Here is a 23239-nt window from a genome sequence, read left to right as displayed (position 1 = left end):
AGGGAGTTATAGGCTGATTTGAACGTTTTGCACAATCGGCAGCCGCAATGTAACTTCCGTACCTTTTCCGACTTCGCTTTTGAAAGAAACTTTGCCTTGCATAGATTCTATGATTCTGACAGACACCGTCGTTCCCAGCCCTGTTCCCTTATCTTTTGTCGTATAGAACAGCGTACCGATTCTCGAAAGCTGTTCTTCCGTCATCCCTTTGCCTGTATCCGCTACGGTAATCAATGCCTGATCTCCCGATAGTGCAAGACTGACAGTGACTGTCCCCCCGGAAGGTGTCGCTTCAATCGCATTTTTAATAATGTTAACGAACGCCTGCTTCAGCTGATTTCGGTCTGTGAACAAAAAAAGTGCCGGCTTTAAATCGCTTTTTAGCTCTACGCCTTGCTTGACAGCCAGCGCATTGAGAAGCATAACAACATCGGACAGGACTTGTGACAAGGAGAAATCTTCCAGATTTTTAAATTCTGGTTTGGCAAAATTTAAATAGTCGCTGATAATTACTTCAGCACGCCCTAATTCGCTTAACACGAGCGGAATATACGGGTGGTTATTGTCTTTATCATCCTGTTGCATAAGCTGAAGGAACCCCTTTACTACGGTAAGAGGATTTCTCACTTCATGAGCAATCGAGGCAGCAAGCTCTCCCATCGTGTTCAGCTTTTCTGCCTTCTCAATCTCCTGCTTCATCAAGGCACGTTCAATGACCAGCTCATTCAGCTTAGAGGCTGTTCCTACCCCTATCACCTGAAGGATGCTGAACGAAAGAACATGAGATATCGTTGTCATGAAATCCTCATCTGCTGTTCCATAAAAAAAGGTATAGGAAATGAGGATCGCAATTTGGACAAAAGATGGCCAGACACCCATTAACATCGCTGCCTTCACCCGTTTACCTGCATGATAACCACTGATTTTTTTGCTGAAAAAAAAGGGGATAACCGTGGCTAATACAACACCGGCCAATGCAAACACCACTGCATCCCCGCCCATTGCAGCTCTGACGATTAGAATTGTACCCAAAACCATTCCGCCTGCTATTCTACCTCCATAAAGAAAGGCAAGCACCAGAGGGGCGTACCGTAAATCCCAATAGAGGTCTCCTTCGTAAAAAGCAAACAGAATACAAAGTGTTGCAGAGATACTTTGCAAGGTTCCGTAGAGGTAAGGGGATGTTGAAACCTGCTTTTTCTCAAAAAAGAAACTGTAGCTTAAGATTGGAGCCAAAACAATCAGCACATGCAGAAGGAGTTTTTCTATCAGCATCAGTTTATCTCCCAACGAGTTTAGTTACCTATTAATTACGACAAAAAATTACTTTACCCTGCCAAATGATGAGAAAATTGTCCTATTCTGAACTTTAAAAAAGACCGCTCCCAATGTGGGAGACGGTCTCTTTGTTACGATGCCTTTTTCTTTGTGCTCTTTTTATCTTTAACTACTTCAAAAATCTGAACAGATCCTGCTTTAGAGACGATGGTCAGATCGTCTTTCTTTCCAGGCTGGATGACATCCTTTTTGTTCCATACATTCTTTAGTACGAGATCATTCTTATCATCAAATGATTTCTTCAGTGTTACTTTTTCTTCACTTCCGTTGTTCAGAACAACAAGGAAGCGGTCATGCTTATTGCTTCTTTCATAAATGATGACTTGGTCATCAGAATACCACTCTTTATACTTTCCTGTACGTAGCGCGGGTTCATCGTTTCTCAGTTTAATCAGTTTCTTATAATACTGCTTTATGGAAGCATTTTGATGCGCTTTATCCCATGGCATCATCTCTCGGAAATAGCGGTCCTTCCACTCGTCAACTTTGTTATGATCCTTGCTTTGTGATAAGCCAACCTCAGTTCCGTAGTAGATGATTGGTGCTCCTGGAAGTGTAAACTGCGCCGCAGCTGCCTGCTTCAATTTGTTCACATCACCGCCGGACTCGAATAAAAAGCGAGGCATATCATGGTTGTCCAAGACCGTTCCCATCACATATTCTGAGTTGTATGTTTTTTGGTTCAAGCGGATCGCATCACTCAGCTCATTCATTGATTGCCCTTTTGCGAACACATCAAGCAATGCGCCCTGCATCGGGAAATCCAGAGCACCGTCAAGCTTGCCGGAGTAAGTGTTGATCTTTTCTCGGCTGTCCCAAACTTCCCCATAAATAAAAGCGTTCGGCTTAAGTTTTTTCACAGTATGCCTGAAATCCACCCAGAAGCTATAGCTTGGGCCCTTGGCATAATCGAGCCTGAAACCGTCGAAGCCAAGATCGTTCAGCCAGAAAGGAACGACTTTATTCATCATATAGCTCCGAGTTGCAGGATTGTCGTTGTTCAGTTCTGGAAGCTCTGTTACACCGTAGAACGTTTTATAATCTGTCGGCCATTTCGTAAAGGTGTACCAGTTGTAATACGGGCTGTTTGTTCCATTTTTCAAAGCGTCCTGGAAGAACGGATGCTGGATGGACGTATGGTTCGGAACGAGATCATAAACCACTTTCATACCCTTTTTGTGTGCTTCTTTAATAATTTCCTTCATGAGTTTGTTGTTTCCAAAACGCGGATCAATCTTCATAAAGTCTGCCGGATGATAGCCGTGTGAATACGGCCCTTTGTAGATCGGCGAAATCCAGATGGTATTGACACCAAGATCCTTGATGTAATCAATTTTATCCTTAACACCTTGAAGGTCGCCGCCCATCCATCCTTTTAACCGCTCATCATAGGAAAGGTTAGGATCAACAGGCTCATTGTTCTTCGGATTTCCGTCCATAAAACGGTCTACAAAAATATGATAGATAGAAGCATTTTTTGCCCATTCAGGAGATTTATAGTCATCTACATAATAGGCGAATTCAGTAGCATCAGCAGACTGAATGCTGTTCGTGTCTGCAAACTGCGAACCTTCGCCGGCTGTATTCCAAACATCGATCTTGTATTTAATCCTTGTACTGTCTTTTTGTTTTGGAATGGTTCCACTAAGCACAGACTTATATAATCCATCTCCAAGACTTGTTTTCGAGACAGCATACATTGGGACAAAAGTTCCGTTCTTTGCAATGCCCCTTTTCCCTTCAGGAGTGGAGCCGTCTGCCGTAAAATAGATTCCGCCTTTATTCACCTGCCCGTAATGCTCTACTGTCGTCTTGACCATTACATTCTCTTTATGGTTCGGAATGAAAGGCTTATAGTTAAAGTTATGCGTCACGCTCTTTGCAACAGGCACACCGCTCCATTTCTCTACTTCATCATTCACCGTCTCGCCCGCTTCGGTGAATACTGCTTTACGCGGTTCACTTCTTACCTCTTTATACTTTTCATCACCAAGCGCGTAAAAATAGATGAAGGATTGGCCTGGTTCACCTGTTAGCTGGATGCTGTATTTCTGATCTCCTGCCTTTTTCAGGCTGGTTACTGAATAGTTAAAACCGTTCAAGCTTGTCCCAACGGTTACATTCGCCCAGTCGGGTGTGGATTTTGGAACCGTCACGTTCAATGTTACTTTCCCTTTGCCTTCTAAGAGATTGATATCTACTTTTCTTTCATCGTCCGGATGAAAGACGAAAACATAGCTTCCTGTCTGTGGTGGCGTAAACTCCAGATTGCTGCCATCCATCCACTGATCGTCCCTTACGTACTTAAACTCAAGCTTGCTGCCTCCGGTAAGCGGAATCGGATTGCTCTTCCATGTCCCATCCTGCTGCATTGTCAGCGGATTATTGTCAGAACCCCAATCCAATGGAGACAAGCTTCCCCTTACAACCACTTTTTGATAGCTGCTCGCATCAGCCGTTTTAGGCAGCTGAACCAATACGATCCCTAAAAACAGCACCAATGACATCAATATGCCAAATCCCTTTTTCAAATAGACTCCTCCTTTTGAGCAGTTTGTGCAGCTTTGTGCAAACGCTTTCACAAACCTTTACTAAAAGTGTAGCCGTGATGACAGAATTATGCAATAACTATTTTAATAAAAGGCTGTTTTCGTAACATTTGCTGCTCTTGGGAGTGGTTGATTTCCGTTCCAGGATGCTCGCTTTCCGCGGGGCGTGCGGTGAGCCTTACTAGCGCTATCGCCTCCGGGTCTCACCTGTCCCGCTGCTCCTAGCCGTAGTCTCGCACCTTGCACTCCAATCAACTGATCAATGAAGTCTTTACAAAAATGTTTCCAAAGCAACAAACTTTTAGAAAACCGCCTAATAAAAAGAAAAAAGCCTGCAGACATGATTTCGTCTGCAGGCTTTTTGATTACCCAATCTGCTCCAGTAATTGATACGCTTCATCTACAGTTTGCACATTCAATAACTCGTTTCTGAACGATTCATCCATGAGTTTGATAGAAAGCATCTGCAGAATTTTCAAATGTTCGTTTCCTGCACTTTCTTCCGGCACGGCAATCATGAACACCAACTGGGCGTTTTCTCCATCAACGCTGTTCCAGTCTACACCAGTCCGGCTCAGGCCAAACGCAACTCTTGGAGAGATGACAGCTTTTGATTTTCCATGAGGGATCGCCACCTTAAAACCAATGCCTGTGCTTCCTTCCTTCTCCCGCTTTTCAATCGCTTTTTTAAACTTACGCTTGGATTTCAAAGCATCGGACTGTTCCAGCTTCTCAATCATATGGTCGATCACTTCATTTTTTGTTGAACCTTTCAAGTCAACATCAACCAGGTCTTTGCTCATCAACTCTGTCAGTTTCATTGCTTGTCACTCCCTGTTAAGCTACGTTTTTCTTTAATGTATTAACCAAGAACGCTGTTACGGCAACGCCCGCTATAATGCCGATAAAGTACATGATCGGATGGCTGATCGCACCAAGCACCGCAACAATCGGTCCTCCATGAGGTACGTTGTTTCCGACATGTCCGAGCATAGCGATCGTAGAAGCGACCATCGACCCTGCCATAATACTTGGAATAACGCGCAGCGGATCTTTTGCAGCAAACGGGATAGCACCTTCTGTAATTCCGACGAGCCCCATTGCCAATGCTGCTTTCCCGGCTTCCTGTTCCGCTTTTTCGTATTTTTTCTTATTGAGCAATGTAGCAAGACCCATTCCAAGCGGCGGAACACAAATCGCTGCCGCAATTGCACCCATGATATGAACATTTCCCTGTCCGATCATACTCGCTCCGAAAAGGAACGCTACTTTATTCACCGGGCCGCCCATATCAAAGGAAATCATGGCACCCAGAATCAGTGCGAGAATAATGCTTGAAGCGCCCTGCATGCCATTAAGGAAGGCGGTGAGCCAATCCATCAGGCTGGCAATCGGTGCACCTACTACAAAAATAAACAAGCTGGCAACAACAAGTGAAGCAAGTAAAGGAATAACCAGAATTGGCATAATCGGCTGGATGACCCTCGGAACCCTCCAGGACTTGATCCACTTCGCAACATAGCCGGCAACAAAACCGGCCAAGATGCCTCCAAGGAATCCTGCACCTGCTTCACTTCCATAAAAGCTTCCGTTAGCTGCGATATAACCGCCGATCATCCCTGGAGCAAGCCCCGGGCGGTCAGCAATACTCATGGCGATGAAACCTGCGAGAATCGGCACCATAAACGTAAAGCCCGCGGAACCGACATCCATAATCTGCTTCCAGACCGAGTCTTTCGGAATCTGGAGCCCGCTGTCCGTCGGATGTCCTCCGATTGCCAAGGACAAAGCGATCAGCAGCCCGCCGACCGCAACAAACGGAATCATATAGGAAACACCGTTCATCAAGTGGCGGTAAAATGGATTCTGCTTATCTTTGCGTTCCTGTTTCACTTCATTGATGGACTTCATGTCACCCTTATACTCCGGCACATCTCCAGTTTCAAAACGTTTGATGAGTTCCTGTGCTTTATGAATTCCATCCTGTACACCCGTGACGATTAATTTTTTCCCAACAAACCGGTTTTTATCCACCGCTTTATCTGCAGCAATAATAATACCGTCCGCCTCCTGGATCTCTTCTGGCGTGAATTCATTTTCCACCCCGATGGACCCTTGGGTTTCTACCTTTATTTCAACTCCTAACGCCTCGGCTCCCTTACGCAAGCTTTCGGCCGCCATATACGTATGAGCAATCCCATTAGGACACGAAGTAATTCCTAATAACTTCATTTTCCGTACCTCCGCTATTCATTAGTCTGTCATATCTATGAACCAATTGTAGCTCAGTAAATACGGTAAATAGATTTTTTATTTACCGTAAGTTCCGGCAAAAACGAATTATATAAAAGCGTTTTCAATAATAATCGCTGAAGGAATATGAATGATTTAGCCGAATGTAATGAATCGGTAAATACTCAATTTTTTTTAAAGGACTGAAATCATGGGATATATTATGGACTTGCGGAAATTGATCGGAAGCCGGCCGATTATTATGACAGGTGCTTGTGTACTTTTATTGAATGCTGAGGGGCAGCTGCTGCTTCAGCATCGGACAGATAACGGTTCCGGGCGGCTCATTAGAACCTGGAGAGGCCCTTGAGGATGCGGCGAAAAGAGAGCTCTTTGAAGAAACAGGATATTCGGCCTGCAGCCTTGAACTGCTTCACGTGTTCTCCGGTGAAGAGTTTTATTATCAATATCCTCATGGAGACGAGGTATATAACGTTGTCGCTGCTTATATCTGTACAGACTATGAAGGTAGTACCGTAATTGACGGGATAGAAGTACAGGATGTTCGCTTCTTTGATTTGAACCATCTTCCCTAAGCGATGGGCGGCTCCGACCCGCTTGTCATTGATTATTATTTAAAAAAGACTCTTTTATAAAAGATTATTGCTTCTGGGACATTTTTGTAAAAAGCCTTGGAGCAGCGGGACAGGTGAGACCCGCAGACACCATGCGCCGGTAAGGCTTACCGCCCGCCCCGCGAAAAGCGAGCAACGTGAAACGGAAATCAGCCACCCCAATAGCTACAAAAGTTACGAAAACAGCCTAAGAAAGCCTATCTTGTTCATCCCAGGATGGGCTTTTTTCTATTCTCGAAATGAATGGATGTATTCTCGAACCGTTTATATGCGACATCAATCGACACGTTTTGACACATTTATTTCCACATTCATCTCCCTGCCTACCTCATCCACCGGCAAGCCCAATCCCCAAAAATAAAAATCAGGAGAACCATGAATGTTCTCCAGATTTTTATACTTTCTTATCTTATTAGCTAGGAAGCTGCCCCTTTAAAATAATGCATAAATATTTTCAGCAGTTTCTTGTTCTGCCACTTCACGAATAAATGATGGATTCTCCGTCAAATGAGATATCTCCTTGAAAAGGTCTTTCAAGAGGTATCTTTTTTCATTGCTCATGGCCAGCAAAAATACGATTGATACTCTTTCTTTCCCCCACTTAACGGGATTTCTAAAAACCGACATCCCAATGCCTGCTTCTTTTACAAGATTCGGGTTTCCATGAGGGATCGCCACACCGCCTCCCACTGCCGTAGACGATTGTTCTTCTCGTATCAGGACGCTTTCTTTGTAGCTGTCTTTTACGAATCCAAGTTCCTCCAATTGATGAACCATTGATTTTAAAATATCTGCAGGGTCTGCCTCACCGGAATGAACCGATATCAGCTCTGAATGCAGCAGCTTTTTTAAGATCGGATAGCTGCTATGCGTATCGATTTGCGAGCCGTTTTGAATCCAATGTTCAATTTCTTTCTCCTCCTCTTCGGTCATAAGAGGAGACACGACTATCACTGGCACATCCTGATAAGAGAAAGGGACCGTGCTGATCACTAAATCCGGCTTCTTCTCTTTAATTTCAACAGGTGCTTCACTGACCGACGCTGTTCCTGTGATCTCAATGGAATGGAACTTCCGCTCAAGTTTGGTCACGATGAGCTGGGACATGCCGATTCCCATCGTACATATGACGAGCACCTTCAGATGACGGGCGCTTTTTTTCTTGAACCGTTCTACCGAGGCTTGAAAATGAAGCGTCAGATAAGCGATCTCTTCTTCAGGGAGCGATTTTTTCAGCTTTTGTTCAACAACCGGCAACGCATAATAAATCATCTCAAACATCGTCATGTACATTTTCTTGATCTCATCTGCCATAGGATTGGAAAACGGCAGGGCATAATCCAGTCGATGGAACGTGGTCTGCAGATGGCCTGCCAATCCGGCAAGCAAGAGCTCATCATTCGTAAAATCAATATCCGTAATCTCAGAAACAGCCTCGATCAGCTTCTTGGAAAACTCCAGTACAGCAGCATCAAATCCAGCCAGTTCTTTCTCCAGTTTTCCCCTGTCCTTCGCGTGATAATAAACTTTTGTGCCAAGAACCCGGATCGTGATATAGACGGCTTCCTCCTGAGGGAGTTTAACGGCTATTGCCTTTTCAATATCCTTTAAAAAAGCTCCAACAGCCGGGTATTCTTTCGTTTGTTTAATCCGCTCCTCCTCATCCGGAGAAATCGTAATTTTACTGCCCGTCTTCACCCTTTTAATTGAAATCAGAATATGAGTAATCAAGTTTTCAAGCGCACTTTCTGTGAACGAATAGCACAGCTGCTGCTCTAATTTCTTAAGGCTGCTTCTCACGAAATCAATCTCATGAGGAGCAAAGATCTGGTTCACGAAGTTTTTTTCTTCTTCTGCAGCATGAATCAGCATACCGGTCAATCTGGATAAAGCATCACGCCTGTTTTTTTCGTTACCGTCCACCCTCAAACCAACCTTTTGTTTAAGCTGCATCTCCAGATTGAACGACTTAAGCCAATCCCCCATCTGCTTGATATCATGCCTCACAACTGTTTTGCTGACGTAATACTTTTCTGCCAGCTCCTGAAGCGTCGAATCTTTATTTTTTAAGAGGAGCTGGCGCACGATGCTCATTCTTCTAATGCTGTCAGCCATTACGGTGTCTGCTGCCTGCTCCTTTTTAGAGATATCCATTAAATTTGAGATTGCAGAGGCTGTACCCTCGAGATAAACACCTACTCCGCGTCTTCTTATCAAGCGGACGTCTGATGCCTGCTTCAGCCATTGGTCAATAACCTTACAGTCATTTCGGATTGTTTTTTCAGAACAATCCAGTTCAGCGGCAATATCATCTACTGACACGCTTCCCCCGCTTTTTAATAAAAAAGAAAGCAGTCTGTTTTGTCTTTCAATCACTTTATCACCTGCTCCTGCCATCCTCTGTCTTATGTCTTAAGATGGCCTATTCCCTAAGATTCATAAGTTTGCTTCCTTTCTTAGTCTAGGTCTTTAGATGCAGAAGTCAATGTTTTATGTTTGTTTTACATATTCAGGTTAGAGGAATACTATTTTTAACGATATCAACGGAAGGATGTGTTCAGGATGGAAGAGACAAAAATGAAGAGGCACTGCAGCCATTGCAATCAGGAAACGATGCACATTGTTCGTGAAGATGCTCTCGAACTCGAATATACGTGCACCAACTGCAAGCATACAGAAACAGAAGTGAAAACGTTCTTTTGATTTATACGGAAAAAGCCGGCATTCAAGAATGCCGGCTTTCACTTATTTTAATAGCTTCTTAACTAACTTTAACCCGTTCTTTGCAGAAGGATATCGGAAGGAGAAATCAAACCGGTTTGTTTGCTTCAGCACGCTTTTAGAATGTGAGAACGTTTCAAAGCTGTATTTTCCGTGGTAGTTACCCATCCCGCTTTCTCCAACACCGCCGAACGGAAGGTAAGGCGGGGCGATATGCATGAGAGCATCATTTATGCAGCCTCCACCGAAAGAAACACGCCCCGTAATCTGGTCCTCCGTTTCCTTGTTTTGTGTAAACAAATAGAGAGCAAGCGGCTTCGGGCGTGAGTTGATGAACGTAATCGCCTCATTCAATGAAGTATATTCCATAACCGGAAAAATCGGGCCGAAGATTTCCTCTGTCATAACTGGAGAATCAGGGCTTACCTCATCTAGCAAGGTAGGCGCAATTCTGTTTTTGTCATCCGATTTTTCTCCGCCGAAAATTATCGTTCCGTCGTTCAAGTAACCCGTTAGTCTGTTATAGTGATGACCATTTACTATTTTTGAATAAGAGCTGTTTTCAATCGGCTGCTCTCCGTAAAATTCTTTTATCGTCACCTTCATTGCCTCAATAAGGGCAGCCTTTACTTTCGTATGGACAAGCAAATAGTCTGGAGCAATACACGTTTGCCCCGCGTTCATAAATTTACCGAAAACGATTCGTTTCGCCGCAAGCCTGATGTTGGCATCTTCATGTACGATCGTAGGACTTTTCCCGCCAAGTTCAAGCGTGACGGGAGTTAATTTTTTGGAAGCAGCCTCCATGACAACTTTTCCAACCGATACACTGCCCGTGAAAAAAATGTAATCAAATGGCTGATCTAGAAGAGCTTGACTCGTTGATACTCCCCCTTCTGCCACTGCGATATAAGATGATGGATATAGCTCCTGCAAAATATCTGCAATCAGCGCAGAGACGTTCGGTGTCAGCTCTGAAGGCTTGATAACAGCAGTATTTCCTGCAGCAATCGCACCGACAAGCGGAGATAATGCAAGCTGAAACGGATAGTTCCAAGGAGCAATGATCAGCACCGCACCATAAGGCTCCGGCAGGATATAACCTTTTGATCCTGCATGTGTTAAAGCGGTCCGTACTTTTTTCGGCTTCGCCCATTTTCTTAGGCGCTTCATCGAAAAATTAATTTCTTCATATAAAATTCCAATTTCCGTGGAATATGATTCAAGTTCCGATTTATTTAAATCAAGTGCAAGAGCCTTGACGATCTTCTGTTCATGCATCTTTACTCCGGCTTTCAGCTTTTTCAGCTGTTCCAAACGGAAGTCTATGCTTTTTGTTTCCTGGGATGCAAAATAAAATTTTTGATTCTGCAGAATTTGATTAACTTCTGCTGCTGATGCTTCTTTCATGATACATACCCCTTTTCCATTGTCATGATCATATGTTTAAAAACTTAAACATATAAACCTACAAGGTTACTATAGTTTCTTTCCAAATAAAAGTCAACACCAAAAAGGTGCCTGACACCGCCGTGCCTTGCACCTTCTAAAAATTAATATTGAGCAGTTTATACTCCAGAAATTCATCCAGTCCGTACTTCCCGCCCTCACGGCCTATTCCGCTTTCTTTCATACCGCCAAACGGTGCCTGCACATACCCGACTTTTGTTCCGTTAATGCCGACCATCCCAAATTCCAGTCGATCTGAAACCCTGATAGTCCTTCCAAGGTTTTTCGTATATACATAAGCGGCCAAACCGTAGACCGTCTCATTCGCCTGTTCGACTGCTTCGTCTTCTGTCTCAAAGGGGATGAGGGGAATAACAGGCCCGAATGTTTCTTCCTGAAAGATTTTCATCTCTTGTGTGACATCACACAGGATGGTCGGTTCAAAGAAATTCCCTTTTTTGTATACGCCGTTCCTAAGCGGGTTGCCTCCTGCTATAATTTCGGCTCCTTTATGTACGGCATCTTCGACTTGGATCTGTACCTGTGAGAGCGCCGCTTTATGGATGAGCGGACCTACCTCTACACCCTTCTCTATTCCATTTCCGATTTTCAGTTCTTTTATTTTATCAGTTAGCACATCCGTAAATTGTTCAAGCACATTTTTTTGGACAAATACACGATTAGCACACGTGCAGGTCTGACCATTGTTTTGAAACTTATTTTGTATTAAACCATCAACCGCAAGATCAATGTCTGCATCATCAAATACGATAAAAGGAGCATGTCCGCCAAGCTCGAGAGAAACCTTCTTCAGTTTTTTTGCAGCTTGTTCCATGAATTGCTTCCCGATCTGAGCGGATCCGGTAAAACTAATCTTTCTGACCTTATCATGGTTCACAAAGACTCCACTGATTTCCTTTGCATTTCCGATGACCAGATTGGCTGCACCATGCGGCAGACCTGCCTTTTCAAAGATTTCAAAAAGAGCAATGGCCGACAGCGGCGTTTCAGGGGACGGCTTAATCACAACCGTGCACCCTGCTGCCAGGGCAGGAGCCAGTTTCCTTGTAATCATGGAGAAGGGAAAATTCCATGGCGTAATGGCCGCCACAATGCCGACCGGATACCGCTGAACAAGAAGCTGCTGGTTTTGTTCAGAAGAAGGAAGGATCTCACCATAAATTCGCTTTGCTTCCCCAGCATACCAGAGGACATATTCAGCACCCCAGAGGACTTCCCGTTTCGCCTCGGCAAGCGGCTTTCCTTCTTCCATCGTTAGGATTTTTGCCAGCCGGTCCGCATCCTCCATAATTAAGTTATAGATGGTTATCAAGTAGTCAGCACGTATTTCCGCTGTTTCTGCTGCCCAATGAGGAAAAGCTCTTTCAGCGGCATTAACCGCACGCTCTGCGTCTTTTTCACCGCCAAAAGCGACATTTGCGATGAGCTCCCCGGTCGCTGGATTTCTCACAGGATGACGTTCTCCCTTTGCCGCCTCTAACCATTCTCCGTCTATGAACATTTCCGTCTTTACCAAAGCAGCAATATCAGCCTCCATATCGTGTCCTCCTAAATGATTCCATCAGCCTCGGCCGTACTTTATAACAGTACGATTCTATTCCCTGCATCGAACAACTATAAACAGGTGCCTTCCTAGCCGATCTCCCTTTGGAGCTGGCTGTGGTAAAGCTCGGAGTAAAAGCCTTTTTGCTTCAGAAGTTTTTCGTGAGAGCCTCTTTCAAGTATTCCTCCGTCTTTTAATACGAGGATCTGATCGGCTTTTTGAATGGTGTTCAGCCTGTGGGCGATAATAAAGCTCGTCTTGCCTTCCATCAGCCGCTGCAAGGCTTCCTGAATTTTCATCTCTGTGATCGTATCAATGCTGCTCGTTGCTTCATCCAAAACGAGGATGACAGGATTGGCCAGAATCGCTCTTGCGATGCTTAACAGCTGCTTCTGCCCCTGGCTGATGCCGCTGCCATCCTGTTCAACCATGGTCTCGTACCCATTAGCCAGTTTCGCAATAAAGGAGTGGGCATTCGCTTCCTTTGCTGCTTCCCTGACTTCCTCATCTGAAGCATCCAGTCTTCCGTAACGGATGTTTTCCATAATGGTCCCTTCAAAGAGGAACGGATCCTGCAGCACAAATCCCATATGCTCCCTAAGTGCCTTGCGCTTAATCCCCGTGATTTCACGCCCGTCCACGAGAATACTTCCGCTGTTCGCATCATAAAAACGGGACAAAAGATTGATGATCGTCGTTTTCCCGGCTCCCGTCGGACCGACCAAGGCGACCGTTTCACCTGGTGAAGCATGAAATGAGATATCATTGACGGTATTGCCTCCTTCTTCATAGGAGAAGGAGACATCCTTAAATTCAATCTCTCCATGAACATCATCCAAATCTTCGTTTCCTTCTTCATCTTTCGTCTCTTCTTCCTCATCCAGTACTTCAAACACCCGCTCCGCTCCTGCAACTGCTGATAAGAGCGTATTAAACTGGTTGGAAAGATCATTCAGCGGGCGGGTAAACTGCCTCGAGTATTCGCCAAAGATTACGATGGTTCCGATCGTGACCATCCCTTTTAAAGCTAAAACGCCCCCTGCCCCGGCAATTAAAGCAAAGCTGACATTATTCAAAACATTCATCAGTTTGGGAATGAAACCTGAATACGTTTGTGCCCAAAACCCGGATTCCTTTAACTTATCATTTTTCGCCAAAAGCTCAGCAATAACACGTTCTTCCTGAGAGAAAGCTTTTACGATCCGCTGCCCTGAAACGGTTTCCTCGATATAACCGTTCAGTTCTCCAAGGTTTCTCTGCTGTTCCTTAAATAACCGGCCTGTACGGCTTGTGATCCACCGCATACCAAGGAACATAACCGGCACAATCACAAGGGTGACCGCAGTTAGCAGCGGGCTCAGCCAAAGCATGAATCCAATTGTTCCTAACAGAGTCAGTACACTGGAGAAAATCTGGATGACCGAAGAGTTAAGCGTGGAGCTTACATTCTCAATATCATTGATGACCCGGCTCATGATTTCTCCGTACTGGCGCTGATCGAAAAATGGGATCGGCAGTTTGTGAAGATGGCGAAACAGCTGAGTCCTCATCGAGAAGACCGTATTCTGTGCAATTCCGATCATCCAGTAGTTCTGAAGCCATAGCGCTCCGGAGTTCAGGATATAAATAGCCAGCAAACCGGCAAGAAGCCTTAAAAGGCCGCTGTTTTCTTTTGTAATAATATAATGGTCAATGGCCCTTCCGATCAAAAAAGGGCCAAGCAGACCGAGAATTGAACTTAGGACAACCATGAAGAGGACGAGCCATAAGCGACCCTTCTCACGTGCAAGATAGCTCCAGATCTGCTGAAGCGTTCTTCGCCAATCCTTTGCTTTCTCTTTTTTTCTTCCCGGTACGGCTTCCTTCGCCATCACCTCTTGAACGACAGCCCTTTTATGCCAGAACGGTTCACTCAAACCCTTGAGCATGCTTTAACGACTCCTCTCCAAACTGAGATTCGAAGATTTGCTGATACAGGCTGGAGCGCAGCAGCAGGTCCTCATGTTTTCCTTCCATCAGCAGCTTGCCGTTTTCAATCAGCAGAATTTTATCCGCTTCCATTGCTGTAGCAATCTTTTGGGTAATAATCAGGATCGTAGAAGGATAGTTTCTCAGTGCACCGAGGAGTTTTCCTTCTGTTTTCAAATCAAGAGCACTTGTACTGTCATCAAGGAGCAGAATCTTCGGCTTTCTGACTAAAGCCCGTGCAATGGAAAGACGCTGTTTCTGTCCCCCAGATAAATTGACCCCTTTTTGCCCGAGTTTGGTTTCATATTGTTTTGGCAGAGACGCTATGGTTTCAGCAATCTGGGAATTCTCAGCAGCTGCCCTAATCTCTTCCTCGGTGGCGTTTTCTTTTCCCCACGCGATATTCTCCTTCACGGTTCCTGTGAAAAGAAGGGCTTCCTGAGAAACAAGGCCGATCGCACTTCTTAGATGCTCGAGCTTTATGCGTGATATATCCATTCCATCAATCAGAATCTTTCCCTCATCTACATCATAAAGTCGAGGAATCAGCTGAAACAGCGACGACTTTCCGGACCCTGTCGCTCCCATGACTGCTACAGTCTGTCCTGGTTCAGCTTTAAATGAAATGTGCTCCAGGACTTGTTTTTCCGTCCCCGGATAATGAAAGGATACTTTCTGAAACTCAATTTCCCCTTTGAAATCAGGACGGATTATTTCTGAATCTTCATGGTCAACGAGATCCACCTCGGTATTGAGCACATCAGAAATCCTGTTTCCTGATGCCTTTGCTCTTGAAAAAGCCATGATGATCCACGAAAAGATAGAAAAAGTTGACGTGATTCGTGTGCTGTAGTTGATGATGGCTACTAGATCACCGACCTGTGCATCTCCCGTATTGACTTGAACACTGCCAAACCAAAGGATACATAAGATGGCGATATTCATAACGAGAAGCAGGATCGGATTCGTAGACTCCATCAGCCTCAATGCAAATGCTGTATTATTCCTAAGCTTGCTGTTGGCTTCGGTAAACCGTTTGACTTCATGCCTGCTTCTTAAGAAAGCTTTAATGATGCGGATACCTGAAAGGTTTTCCCGCATGACGCCATTCACTTTATCCAGGTTTTCTTGAACAGACTTGAACAATACGCCTCCTTTTTTCAAGACCCACATTAAAAATACAAATAAAATTGGAATAGCCACTGCTATGAAAATGGCCAATCTCGCGTCTACGACAAATGACATGACGAGTCCGCCTATGATCATTAAGGGAGCTCTCAGCATGACCCGCAAACTCATAAACACCGTGTTTTGCATCTGGGTCACATCATTGGTCATTCTTGTGATCAGAGACGTGGTAGGAAACCGGTTGAAATTCGCAAATGAGAACGCCTGAATTTTCGTAAACAAATGCTTCCTGAGATCATATCCGTAGTTTTGACTGACGTGCGAAGCATAGAAGGAATTGGTTACACCGGCTGCAAACGCGCAAAGCGATATGCCGACCATGACTCCTCCCCACACCATGACCACCTCAAGATCTTTTTTTAATATCCCATTATCAATAATTTTGGCGATCAATAAGGGCTGCAAAAGCTCGACAGCCAGCTCAACAAGCATCAAAAACAAAGCAACAGCAATCTGCAAGCGGTAAGGTTTTAAAATCGACAGAACGTTCAAGACTGCATCATCCTCCAGAGCCATCTGTAAAAAAATTATAATAATATGTATTGTTTACTTACTTAATCATACCTTTTCTGGATAATTTATTAAATAATTTGAGCTTTTCAGAGCATCTCGATTTCCTTCACTTATGGAAAGAATGATATAATTCAAAGGAAAATGGACTGCAGGAGGTGTTTACAGTGAATGGACAGAACCGGAAAGACATCTCTCCAGGACTCGAGGTTAATATTGTTTTAAAACAAGATCAAAGAAGCGGCAAACTCACAAATGGTATTGTGAAGGATATCCTGACGAACGCTGCTTTCCATCCGCACGGAATTAAAGTACGGCTTCAAGATGGACAAGTAGGCAGAGTGAAGGAAATACTCAGCAATTAGAGCTATCGCTTCAAAACAAGGAGGAACCAAAATGAGCAATGAAATGAAAAACAGCGAACTACCGCCAAAAACATGTACAATCGAACGTTTAGTCACCCTTCCTGAGGACGTGGAAAAAGTACTTGCAGGAGAAAAAACAGCCACTCGCCGCAACGGCAGATATGCTGACATCGGGGAAATCATGGAGCTTAAAGGCTCAAAGTTTATTGTTGAAAACGTGTATTCCCAGACGCTTGGCGAATTAACAGACGAGCATGCAAAGCAGGAAGGCTTTGAAGATGTGGAAGGCTATAAAAATTCCATTCTCTCGATCCACCCTGGTATGCCTTGGCTGCCTCACATGAAAGTATGGGTGCATGAATTCCGCGCGCTGGAAGATTAATAGCAGCTCTCAATGAACATGGCCTATCGTGTTTTGCTTTATATTCATATTCTTAGCGTCATCTTATCAGTCGGGCCCTTCTTTATTTTGCTTCCTTTATTAAAGAAGCTAAGAACAGCAGGTCCTGGCAATGAAGAGGCTTACCTGGACTCCTTTAAGGCAGCTGTCCGTCTTGCCAAGCATGCGGGCCATGTCCTTGTTGTCAGCGGGGTTTTGCTCGTGCTGATTACGAACCGATCGTGGACAACGCCATGGCTGTTGACCACAATCATCATCTTAATCTGCTCGCTTTATTTTCTCGCAAGAGCCTTTTCGCCAACCATACGAAGGTTTAAAGACCTTGAAGAACAAAGGAATCCTCTTGTAACCAAACTAAAAAAAGCTATTTGGATCTACATGGCCCTCATGATGGCCATGCTATGGTTAATGGTTGCCAAACCTGTAATATGGTAGAGAAAAAGGAGCGACCCCATTTTTGGATCAGCTCCTTTTTTCTTTTATCCATGAAAATAGGACTATACCGCCACCCCGGCGAAAAACTCCTCATACAATGCCTGAACCGCTTTTCTTTCGTCGCTCACTCTTACACCGAACATCATACTTACCTCAGAAGAACCCTGATTGATCATTTCGATATTAACTCCCGCTTTGGCCAAAGCTGTTGATGCACGGGCCGCCGTTCCTACACTTTCTCTCATCCCTTCTCCCACCATCATGATAAGAGCCAAATCACGTTCTACTTTTACATCATCTGCCTGAAGCTCCTCTTTAATCCGTTTAACAATCTGTTCCTCCACAGATTTAGTGAATCGATCCTGCCTGAGAATGATAGAGATGTCATCAATTCCCGATGGCATGTGCTCAAACGATAGGTGAAAGTCCTCCAAAATGCTAAGAAGCCTGCGGCCAAATCCAATCTCGCGGTTCAAAAGATATTTGCTGACATAGATACTGCAAAAGCCCTCATCACTTGCAATACCGATAACAGGGCCATTGACCAGCTCTCTTTTCTTTACAATCATGGTTCCAGGTTTTTTCGGCTGATTCGTGTTCTTCACATTGACTGGTATACCTGCTTTAAAGGCCGGCATGAGCGCTTCATCATGAAATACAGAAAAACCTGCATAGGAGAGTTCACGCATTTCACGGTACGTAATTTCACTTATTTCTTTTGGACGGTTAATAATTTTAGGGTTTACGGAATAGACGGCATCCACATCCGTGAAGTTTTCATAAACATCGGCCTTTATGCCGCTCGCCAGAATAGAACCGGTAATATCTGAGCCGCTCCGGGAAAAGGTCACAATCTCACCATCTCGATTAAAGCCAAAAAAACCCGGAAAAATAAGAATACCTTCCCGGTCTCTAAGCCTATAAAGAAAGTCATAGGTTTCTGGCAGTGGCTGGGCGTTTCCCGGCTCGTCAGTAACAAGAAGACCTGCTTCCTCGGGATTAACATAATGAGCATCTATACCTTTGTGCCGAAAATAAGCCGCAATCAGCCTCGCATGGCTGTCCTCCCCGCTCGCCTTTACTGCATCCATATATTTCTGCGGATTATGGCGGTCTCTGTTCAATAATTCCAAGAGGTTCGCTTTAATTTCCGTGACCGGTTCCCTTGGAAGCTGAAGCCCTTCAGCAATGCTTTCATAACGGCCAATAATGCCTTGAAACGCGTTTTGGTCTTCTCTTCCTTGAAGATACGCTGCAGCACATTCTATTAAAAGATCCGTAACCTTTGTGTCTTCTGCAAACCGTTTTCCCGGGGCTGACACCACGACTACTTTACGTTCCGGATCTGAAACGACAATATGAAACACTTTTTCCACCTGCTCTGAACACGATAAAGATGAACCACCGAATTTCACGACTTTCATTTTTAACATCCCCTACTGTTAGTATTTGTCCGGTAAATTTTAGTTACTATTATTGCGCGTTTCAGTATAAGATGCAAGGATATTTTCCATGCAGAGAAAACAAATGTCTTCTCTAAAAGAACTAACGCTTAAGTATTACTTAACACTCCCGGGCAATATTTGCGGTTTTTCGATTATTTCCGAGGGAATATTCATGAAACAGGGGAAATAATGAAAGGTTCTGTCAGGATTACCCGACAGAACCTTAGAAGTCTATTTTACTTGTACTCTTACTGTGTCAAATGGTTCCTTTGATTCCTTCGTTTATCTACTCAAATGTTCCTTTCACAACTGGTATACCGTCCTGTACCATGACCTGCCCTTTAGCAATAACCGTATCAATAGCCATTGTTTCCTTAGTTAAAAGCACAAGATCGGCATCCTTCTTCTCATGCACAAAGCCTTTGCTCTTCAGCTTCAATACTTGGGCGGGGTTGGAGGTGATCACCTTTAACGCGTCTTCAAGCGAAACCCCTTCCTGCAGGACAGCATCTCTGACTTCTTCAAACAGCGAAGAAACTTTTCCTACCTGCAGCCCTTTAAATTCCCCGTCTTCATTAAAAATAGGAAGGCTTGCCTGGCCGTCGGATGAGAACGTTATGTTCCAGATTGGAATGCCCTGATCGAGCATCATCTTAAGTCCCTTGCTGCATTTCACTTCGCCCTCTTCTAAGAATTTCGGTATGGTGCTAGTCGTCAAATCAACAAAACCGCCCCTCTTGGCAAAGCGGATTCCGTCATGAAAAAGTTCTTCGGTACGGTTAATATGAGTCGGATGAAAATGCATGATCGGTATATTCGTTCGTTCGATCAGTTCCTCAATCGGTTGAAGCCTCGATTCACCGAACCCAATATGGAGTTCTAGAATACCGGCTTTCCCTGTAAGCAGGCCGCCGTTGCGGGCAGCTGCTGCGATCTTCGTTAACTCCTCAAAAGTCGGTTCAGATGAACGATGGTCTGAGATAGCGATCTCCCCTACTCCAATGACCTTTTCGATAAAAATAATATCTTCTTCAACCTTGCCTGTGATGGTGCGTACAGGCAGCTGATATGATCCGGAATGGATATAGGTGGTGATTCCTTCTTCATCAAGGGCATGAGCTTTCGCTAGAAGACTCTCCATTTTTCTCGTCGTCCCATCCGTCCCAAGAAGCCCGACCATCGTTGTAATGCCAGCGGTTGTGGCATCTGTCAGCATCAATTCAGGCGTACGTGTTCTGAAACCTCCCTCTCCTCCTCCGCCGGTGATGTGGACATGGGAGTCGATAAAGCCCGGTACAACAAGCTTATCTGTTGCATCGATAACAGTGATCGGCACAAAGCTGTCCGGAATACCAATCTGTTTTCTGATATAGCCGATCTTTCCGCCTGCAAGCAATATATCTTTCTGCCCCAGATGATTCGGGCTGTATACATCTCCATTTTTTATTAATGTAAGCACTGCTTTGTTCCCTCCAATTTTGTCAATTGCCCCAGCTGTCGATTGTGTAATCGGACAGCTGGAGCATGCGGTGATTTTACACATCGATTACTTCAGAAGGCATAAATATTTGTTGAGATTACAAAAAAGAAGCCGGCTTTTAGGCCGGATTCCTCTTATTTCATTTGGCAAGCTGCCTCTGGATGAAGGTCAGCGTATGTTCAATAATAGCTTCCTGATCATGATCGAGGGTGGCCACATGGTAGCTGTCACTCATGTAATACAGGTCTTTATCCTCTGAAGAGATCTGTTCATAGATGAATTGAGAATTCAGCGGGGTACGACATGGTCTTCCTCCGAAACGAAAATGAACGCAGGGCACGTTACCTGATCAAGATGATTCTTAACATCTTCCATAAGTTTTAAAATTTCCTTCACAGATTGGACCGGTGTTTTTTCATAGGCAAGTTCTAATATACCCTCTTTTTTTATATCCGAACCGATAGCGTCCAGAAAACGGGGCTCTGCAGCATTTTTTAACGGTTCCATCTCCGGGATATCTACAGCCGCATTAATGGGTATGATTCCTTTGATTTCCGGATATTTTTCAGCCAGATAAAGGGTTAACGTCCCCCCCATGGAAAGTCCCGTAACAAAGATCGTATCGCAGAGTTCCTTCAGCCATTGGTATCCTTCCTCCACAGATGCAATCCAATCCTGATGACTGCTTTGTTCCATGTCCTCATAATGGGTACCGTGCCCTTTAAGCCTGGGACCGCAAACAGTATAGCCAGCTTTTGCATAAGCCTTGCCCAAAGGCAGGATGCTTTGTGTTGAACCAGTAAAACCGTGCGAGACCAAAATCCCCACCTGGCTGCCTTCATAATAAAACGCCTCTGCATCTTTTAAAACCGGATACTTTAATGCCCTGTCTTCCATGGATATCACCTTCCATTTAAAGGATTTGTACACCTAACATTTCGTTTAAAGGGATAAGAGTCCTGCTTGCCATTCTCTTCTGTCTGCAAAGATTTCAAGTGCATAACAAAACCCGCTCGAAAAAGCGGGTTCTTTTTTCTCTAGTCATTCAGTGATTGAATAAACTGTTCTACGACCTTATTGAATTTCTCACTTTCTTCAAGAAATGGGCAATGGCAGCTTTGCTCAAAGATTTCAAGCCGGGAATCAGAAATGTTCTCCCGCAGATGTTCACCTGCTGCTACAGGTATGAGCTTTTCTTCTCTTCCGAAACAAAGTAATGTTGGTTTTTTAATTTTACTTAAAAAACCTCGGTAATCCACAATCGATTGGTCGAACAATACCGCACTCGCAATCGACTCCGGCATTTTAGTAACTTCGTCCATCATCCAGGAAAAATCGTCCTCAGACAGCTCCTCTTTAAACATAAGAGGGACAAAGCCTTCGAGTACTGCCCTCCGATTACTTTGAATATCTCTCATAAACTGAGTCAGTGCCGGCAGATCAAAAGCACCGATCGGAAAATCCGGCCATTTAAAGTCGGAAGCAAGTTCATCTACAATCACGGTCCCTTTTACGTGGTCTTCCCCAAATTGCTGCAAATAGTCCCAAATCACAAAAGCTCCCATGGACCAGCCGGCCAAAACGACATTCTTTAAATCCAGCTTCTGAATAAACGCATGGACATCGCGCGCATATTGAGCAATTGTGTGTCCGTGATGAACCATGGAGGATTGTCCGTGTCCTCTCAAGTCCAGTGTGATCGTTCGGTAGCTTTTAGAAGGAGCCGAAAGCTGTTTATGAAAAAATTTACTGCTCATCCAGACTCCATGGATAAATATAACAGGCGTTCCTGTTCCCCGTTCTTCATAAAAAAGCTCTACATGGTCTTCAACCTCTGCAAAAGGCATGTGTTATCGCTCCCTTCCTTTAATGGGCCTTATCGGCTATATATGCAGCTTCGATTCAGACTTGAACCTATTACTTTACTTTTCTCGCATTCGGCCGGTAATTCATGAAGTTATCAAAAGCAAATCCTCTCACCTGTTCTTCAGAATAGTGCTTGAGCAGTTCATTGATTAAATTCTGGCTTTTAGCCGCATTCTCCAAATCCGTTATAAAGTTGGCAATGCCATCGAAATCAGAACCTAAGCCGATTTGTCTCACTCCGCCCAGTCCACAAAAATGATCAATGTGCCTTATTAAGTCAGGAATAGATGCTTTGACCTGATCTTGATTGATAAAGGGGGGATTATATACCACATGAATCGTTCCACCCTTTTCAAACATCGCACTGGCCTGTTCATCGGTTAAATTTCGCGGATGGTCACAAAGTTCTTTGGAATTGGAATGGCTGGCAAACGGATAATCAGCGATCTCGAGTACATCCCAGAAGGCCATCTCACTTAAATGGGAAACATCTGTTAGAATCTGATGCTTATTATGGAAGTCAACAACCTCTTTTCCAAACACGGTCAATCCCCCGCCCCGGGGTTCTCCTGCCCCATCGGCAGCCAGGTTCGCCGTGTTCCACGTTAACCCGACAGAAAGAACGCCTAATTGATGGAGGATGTGCAATTTGGAAAGATCATTTCCAATGGCATCTACCCCTTCCAGTGTCAGCATCGCACCAATCTCGCCATCCTGAATCCTGTCAAAATCATCCCAGCAGCGTATATGCTTCATCTCTGGATTTTTGCCAAGCACCTCTTTATAAAATAGATCCACCTGGGCAAGCGCAGCCTGAAACTTCTGATCTGACGGAATCTCAGGTTCAATGAAAATAGCAAAACACTGCACTTTTACCTGCCCTTTTTTCAGCCGCTCCTTATTTGTCTCGAGCTCATGGGCAGATGCAAAACTCAGCTTCCCTTTTTCTTCATACAGTTTTAATAATGCGTCACAATGAAAATCAATGATGTTCATGTTTTACTCCTTCTTGTTTACTCACGTATGTAGTTACTTCTTGAAAGACCGCACTCCTCCTGCCTTTCCTCTATTTTTTTTGGATGACTTAGGTCAAT

Annotated in this window: 14 protein-coding genes and 4 pseudogenes; 5 read left to right on the top strand and 13 right to left on the bottom strand. The window is 44.4% G+C overall.

Going from position 1 to position 23239, the window contains the following annotated elements:
* Window positions 1-6 precede the first annotated feature (6 nt).
* The 3 genes and pseudogenes from LCY76_RS03300 to LCY76_RS03290 form a co-directional block, all read right to left on the bottom strand.
* A complete protein-coding gene (locus LCY76_RS03300) occupies window positions 7-1275 on the bottom strand; it encodes an ATP-binding protein (protein ID WP_248251449.1) in 1269 nt (422 codons plus the stop codon).
* Between the two features lie 134 nt (window positions 1276-1409).
* On the bottom strand, window positions 1410-3869 hold the full coding sequence (locus tag LCY76_RS03295; RefSeq protein ID WP_248251448.1) for an alpha-amylase family glycosyl hydrolase: 2460 nt from the start codon (window positions 3867-3869) through the stop codon (window positions 1410-1412).
* A gap of 383 nt (window positions 3870-4252) precedes the next feature.
* Window positions 4253-6119: pseudogene (locus tag LCY76_RS03290) on the bottom strand (fructose-specific PTS transporter subunit EIIC).
* 211 nt (window positions 6120-6330) lie between these two features.
* On the opposite strand from LCY76_RS03290, the pseudogene LCY76_RS03285 reads away from it, so the two are divergent.
* Window positions 6331-6715: pseudogene (locus LCY76_RS03285) on the top strand (NUDIX hydrolase).
* Between the two features lie 471 nt (window positions 6716-7186).
* Here LCY76_RS03285 and LCY76_RS03280 read toward each other — a convergent pair.
* Complete coding sequence (locus LCY76_RS03280; RefSeq protein ID WP_248251447.1) at window positions 7187-9130, bottom strand: BglG family transcription antiterminator; 1944 nt, start codon at window positions 9128-9130, stop codon at window positions 7187-7189.
* A gap of 186 nt (window positions 9131-9316) precedes the next feature.
* Between LCY76_RS03280 and LCY76_RS03275 the strand changes: the two genes are divergently transcribed.
* The gene (locus tag LCY76_RS03275) at window positions 9317-9457 is read left to right on the top strand and encodes a hypothetical protein (protein ID WP_175501928.1); all 141 of its coding nucleotides are present in this window, start codon (window positions 9317-9319) and stop codon (window positions 9455-9457) included.
* 42 nt (window positions 9458-9499) lie between these two features.
* Here the strand turns inward: LCY76_RS03275 and LCY76_RS03270 are convergent.
* The 4 genes and pseudogenes from LCY76_RS03270 to LCY76_RS03255 form a co-directional block, all read right to left on the bottom strand.
* Window positions 9500-10900, bottom strand: a pseudogene (locus LCY76_RS03270) (aldehyde dehydrogenase); the annotation flags it as partial.
* Between the two features lie 121 nt (window positions 10901-11021).
* Complete coding sequence (locus tag LCY76_RS03265) at window positions 11022-12482, bottom strand: NAD-dependent succinate-semialdehyde dehydrogenase (protein WP_272885555.1); 1461 nt, start codon at window positions 12480-12482, stop codon at window positions 11022-11024.
* A gap of 95 nt (window positions 12483-12577) precedes the next feature.
* Complete coding sequence (locus tag LCY76_RS03260) at window positions 12578-14416, bottom strand: ABC transporter ATP-binding protein (protein ID WP_248251445.1); 1839 nt, start codon at window positions 14414-14416, stop codon at window positions 12578-12580.
* The gene (locus LCY76_RS03255; protein WP_248251444.1) at window positions 14397-16160 is read right to left on the bottom strand and encodes an ABC transporter ATP-binding protein; all 1764 of its coding nucleotides are present in this window, start codon (window positions 16158-16160) and stop codon (window positions 14397-14399) included. The genes LCY76_RS03260 and LCY76_RS03255 overlap by 20 nt, the downstream gene beginning before the upstream one ends.
* A gap of 161 nt (window positions 16161-16321) precedes the next feature.
* On the opposite strand from LCY76_RS03255, the gene LCY76_RS03250 reads away from it, so the two are divergent.
* Genes LCY76_RS03250 through LCY76_RS03240 form a run of 3 tightly spaced genes read left to right on the top strand, consistent with a single transcriptional unit; the run spans window position 16322 to window position 17354 of the window.
* Window positions 16322-16519 carry a YwbE family protein gene (locus LCY76_RS03250; RefSeq protein ID WP_248251443.1) on the top strand — a complete coding sequence of 66 codons (198 nt, stop codon included), beginning with the start codon at window positions 16322-16324 and terminating at the stop codon, window positions 16517-16519.
* Between the two features lie 31 nt (window positions 16520-16550).
* A complete protein-coding gene (locus LCY76_RS03245; RefSeq protein ID WP_248251442.1) occupies window positions 16551-16901 on the top strand; it encodes an ASCH domain-containing protein in 351 nt (116 codons plus the stop codon).
* Window positions 16902-16919: 18 nt separating this feature from the next.
* The gene (locus tag LCY76_RS03240; RefSeq protein ID WP_248254572.1) at window positions 16920-17354 is read left to right on the top strand and encodes a hypothetical protein; all 435 of its coding nucleotides are present in this window, start codon (window positions 16920-16922) and stop codon (window positions 17352-17354) included.
* A 62-nt stretch (window positions 17355-17416) separates the two neighbouring features.
* On the opposite strand, the gene LCY76_RS03235 is transcribed toward LCY76_RS03240, so the two are convergent.
* From LCY76_RS03235 to LCY76_RS03215, 5 genes and pseudogenes are all read right to left on the bottom strand, one after another.
* A complete protein-coding gene (locus LCY76_RS03235; protein ID WP_248251441.1) occupies window positions 17417-18778 on the bottom strand; it encodes an aspartate kinase in 1362 nt (453 codons plus the stop codon).
* Window positions 18779-19085: 307 nt separating this feature from the next.
* Entirely contained in the window at window positions 19086-20258 is a 1173-nt protein-coding gene (iadA, locus tag LCY76_RS03230) for a beta-aspartyl-peptidase (RefSeq protein ID WP_248251440.1), read from the bottom strand.
* A 160-nt stretch (window positions 20259-20418) separates the two neighbouring features.
* Window positions 20419-21176: pseudogene (locus LCY76_RS03225) on the bottom strand (alpha/beta hydrolase).
* Between the two features lie 140 nt (window positions 21177-21316).
* Window positions 21317-22126, bottom strand: a complete 810-nt coding sequence (locus LCY76_RS03220) for an alpha/beta fold hydrolase (RefSeq protein ID WP_248251439.1) — start codon at window positions 22124-22126, stop codon at window positions 21317-21319.
* 70 nt (window positions 22127-22196) lie between these two features.
* Window positions 22197-23141 carry a dipeptidase gene (locus LCY76_RS03215; protein WP_248251438.1) on the bottom strand — a complete coding sequence of 315 codons (945 nt, stop codon included), beginning with the start codon at window positions 23139-23141 and terminating at the stop codon, window positions 22197-22199.
* Window positions 23142-23239 lie beyond the last annotated feature (98 nt).

The organism is Fictibacillus marinisediminis (assembly GCF_023149135.1).
GTDB lineage: Bacteria > Bacillota > Bacilli > Bacillales > Fictibacillaceae > Fictibacillus_C > Fictibacillus_C marinisediminis.
Note: the sequence above shows the minus strand (reverse complement) of the source record. Positions and strands in the feature narration are given on the sequence as shown.

Bases quoted from the DNA above. Each gene is read 5' to 3' on its own strand.
- LCY76_RS03300 (WP_248251449.1), bottom strand. From the start codon at position 1,275: ATGCTGATAGAAAAACTCCTTCTGCATGTGCTGATTGTTTTGGCTCCA.
- LCY76_RS03275 (WP_175501928.1), top strand. From the start codon at position 9,317: ATGGAAGAGACAAAAATGAAGAGGCACTGCAGCCATTGCAATCAGGAA.
- LCY76_RS03265 (WP_272885555.1), bottom strand. From the start codon at position 12,482: ATGGAGGCTGATATTGCTGCTTTGGTAAAGACGGAAATGTTCATAGAC.
- LCY76_RS03260 (WP_248251445.1), bottom strand. From the start codon at position 14,416: ATGCTCAAGGGTTTGAGTGAACCGTTCTGGCATAAAAGGGCTGTCGTT.
- LCY76_RS03255 (WP_248251444.1), bottom strand. From the start codon at position 16,160: ATGGCTCTGGAGGATGATGCAGTCTTGAACGTTCTGTCGATTTTAAAA.
- LCY76_RS03245 (WP_248251442.1), top strand. From the start codon at position 16,551: ATGAGCAATGAAATGAAAAACAGCGAACTACCGCCAAAAACATGTACA.
- LCY76_RS03240 (WP_248254572.1), top strand. From the start codon at position 16,920: ATGGCCTATCGTGTTTTGCTTTATATTCATATTCTTAGCGTCATCTTA.
- LCY76_RS03235 (WP_248251441.1), bottom strand. From the start codon at position 18,778: ATGAAAGTCGTGAAATTCGGTGGTTCATCTTTATCGTGTTCAGAGCAG.
- LCY76_RS03220 (WP_248251439.1), bottom strand. From the start codon at position 22,126: ATGCCTTTTGCAGAGGTTGAAGACCATGTAGAGCTTTTTTATGAAGAA.
- LCY76_RS03215 (WP_248251438.1), bottom strand. From the start codon at position 23,141: ATGAACATCATTGATTTTCATTGTGACGCATTATTAAAACTGTATGAA.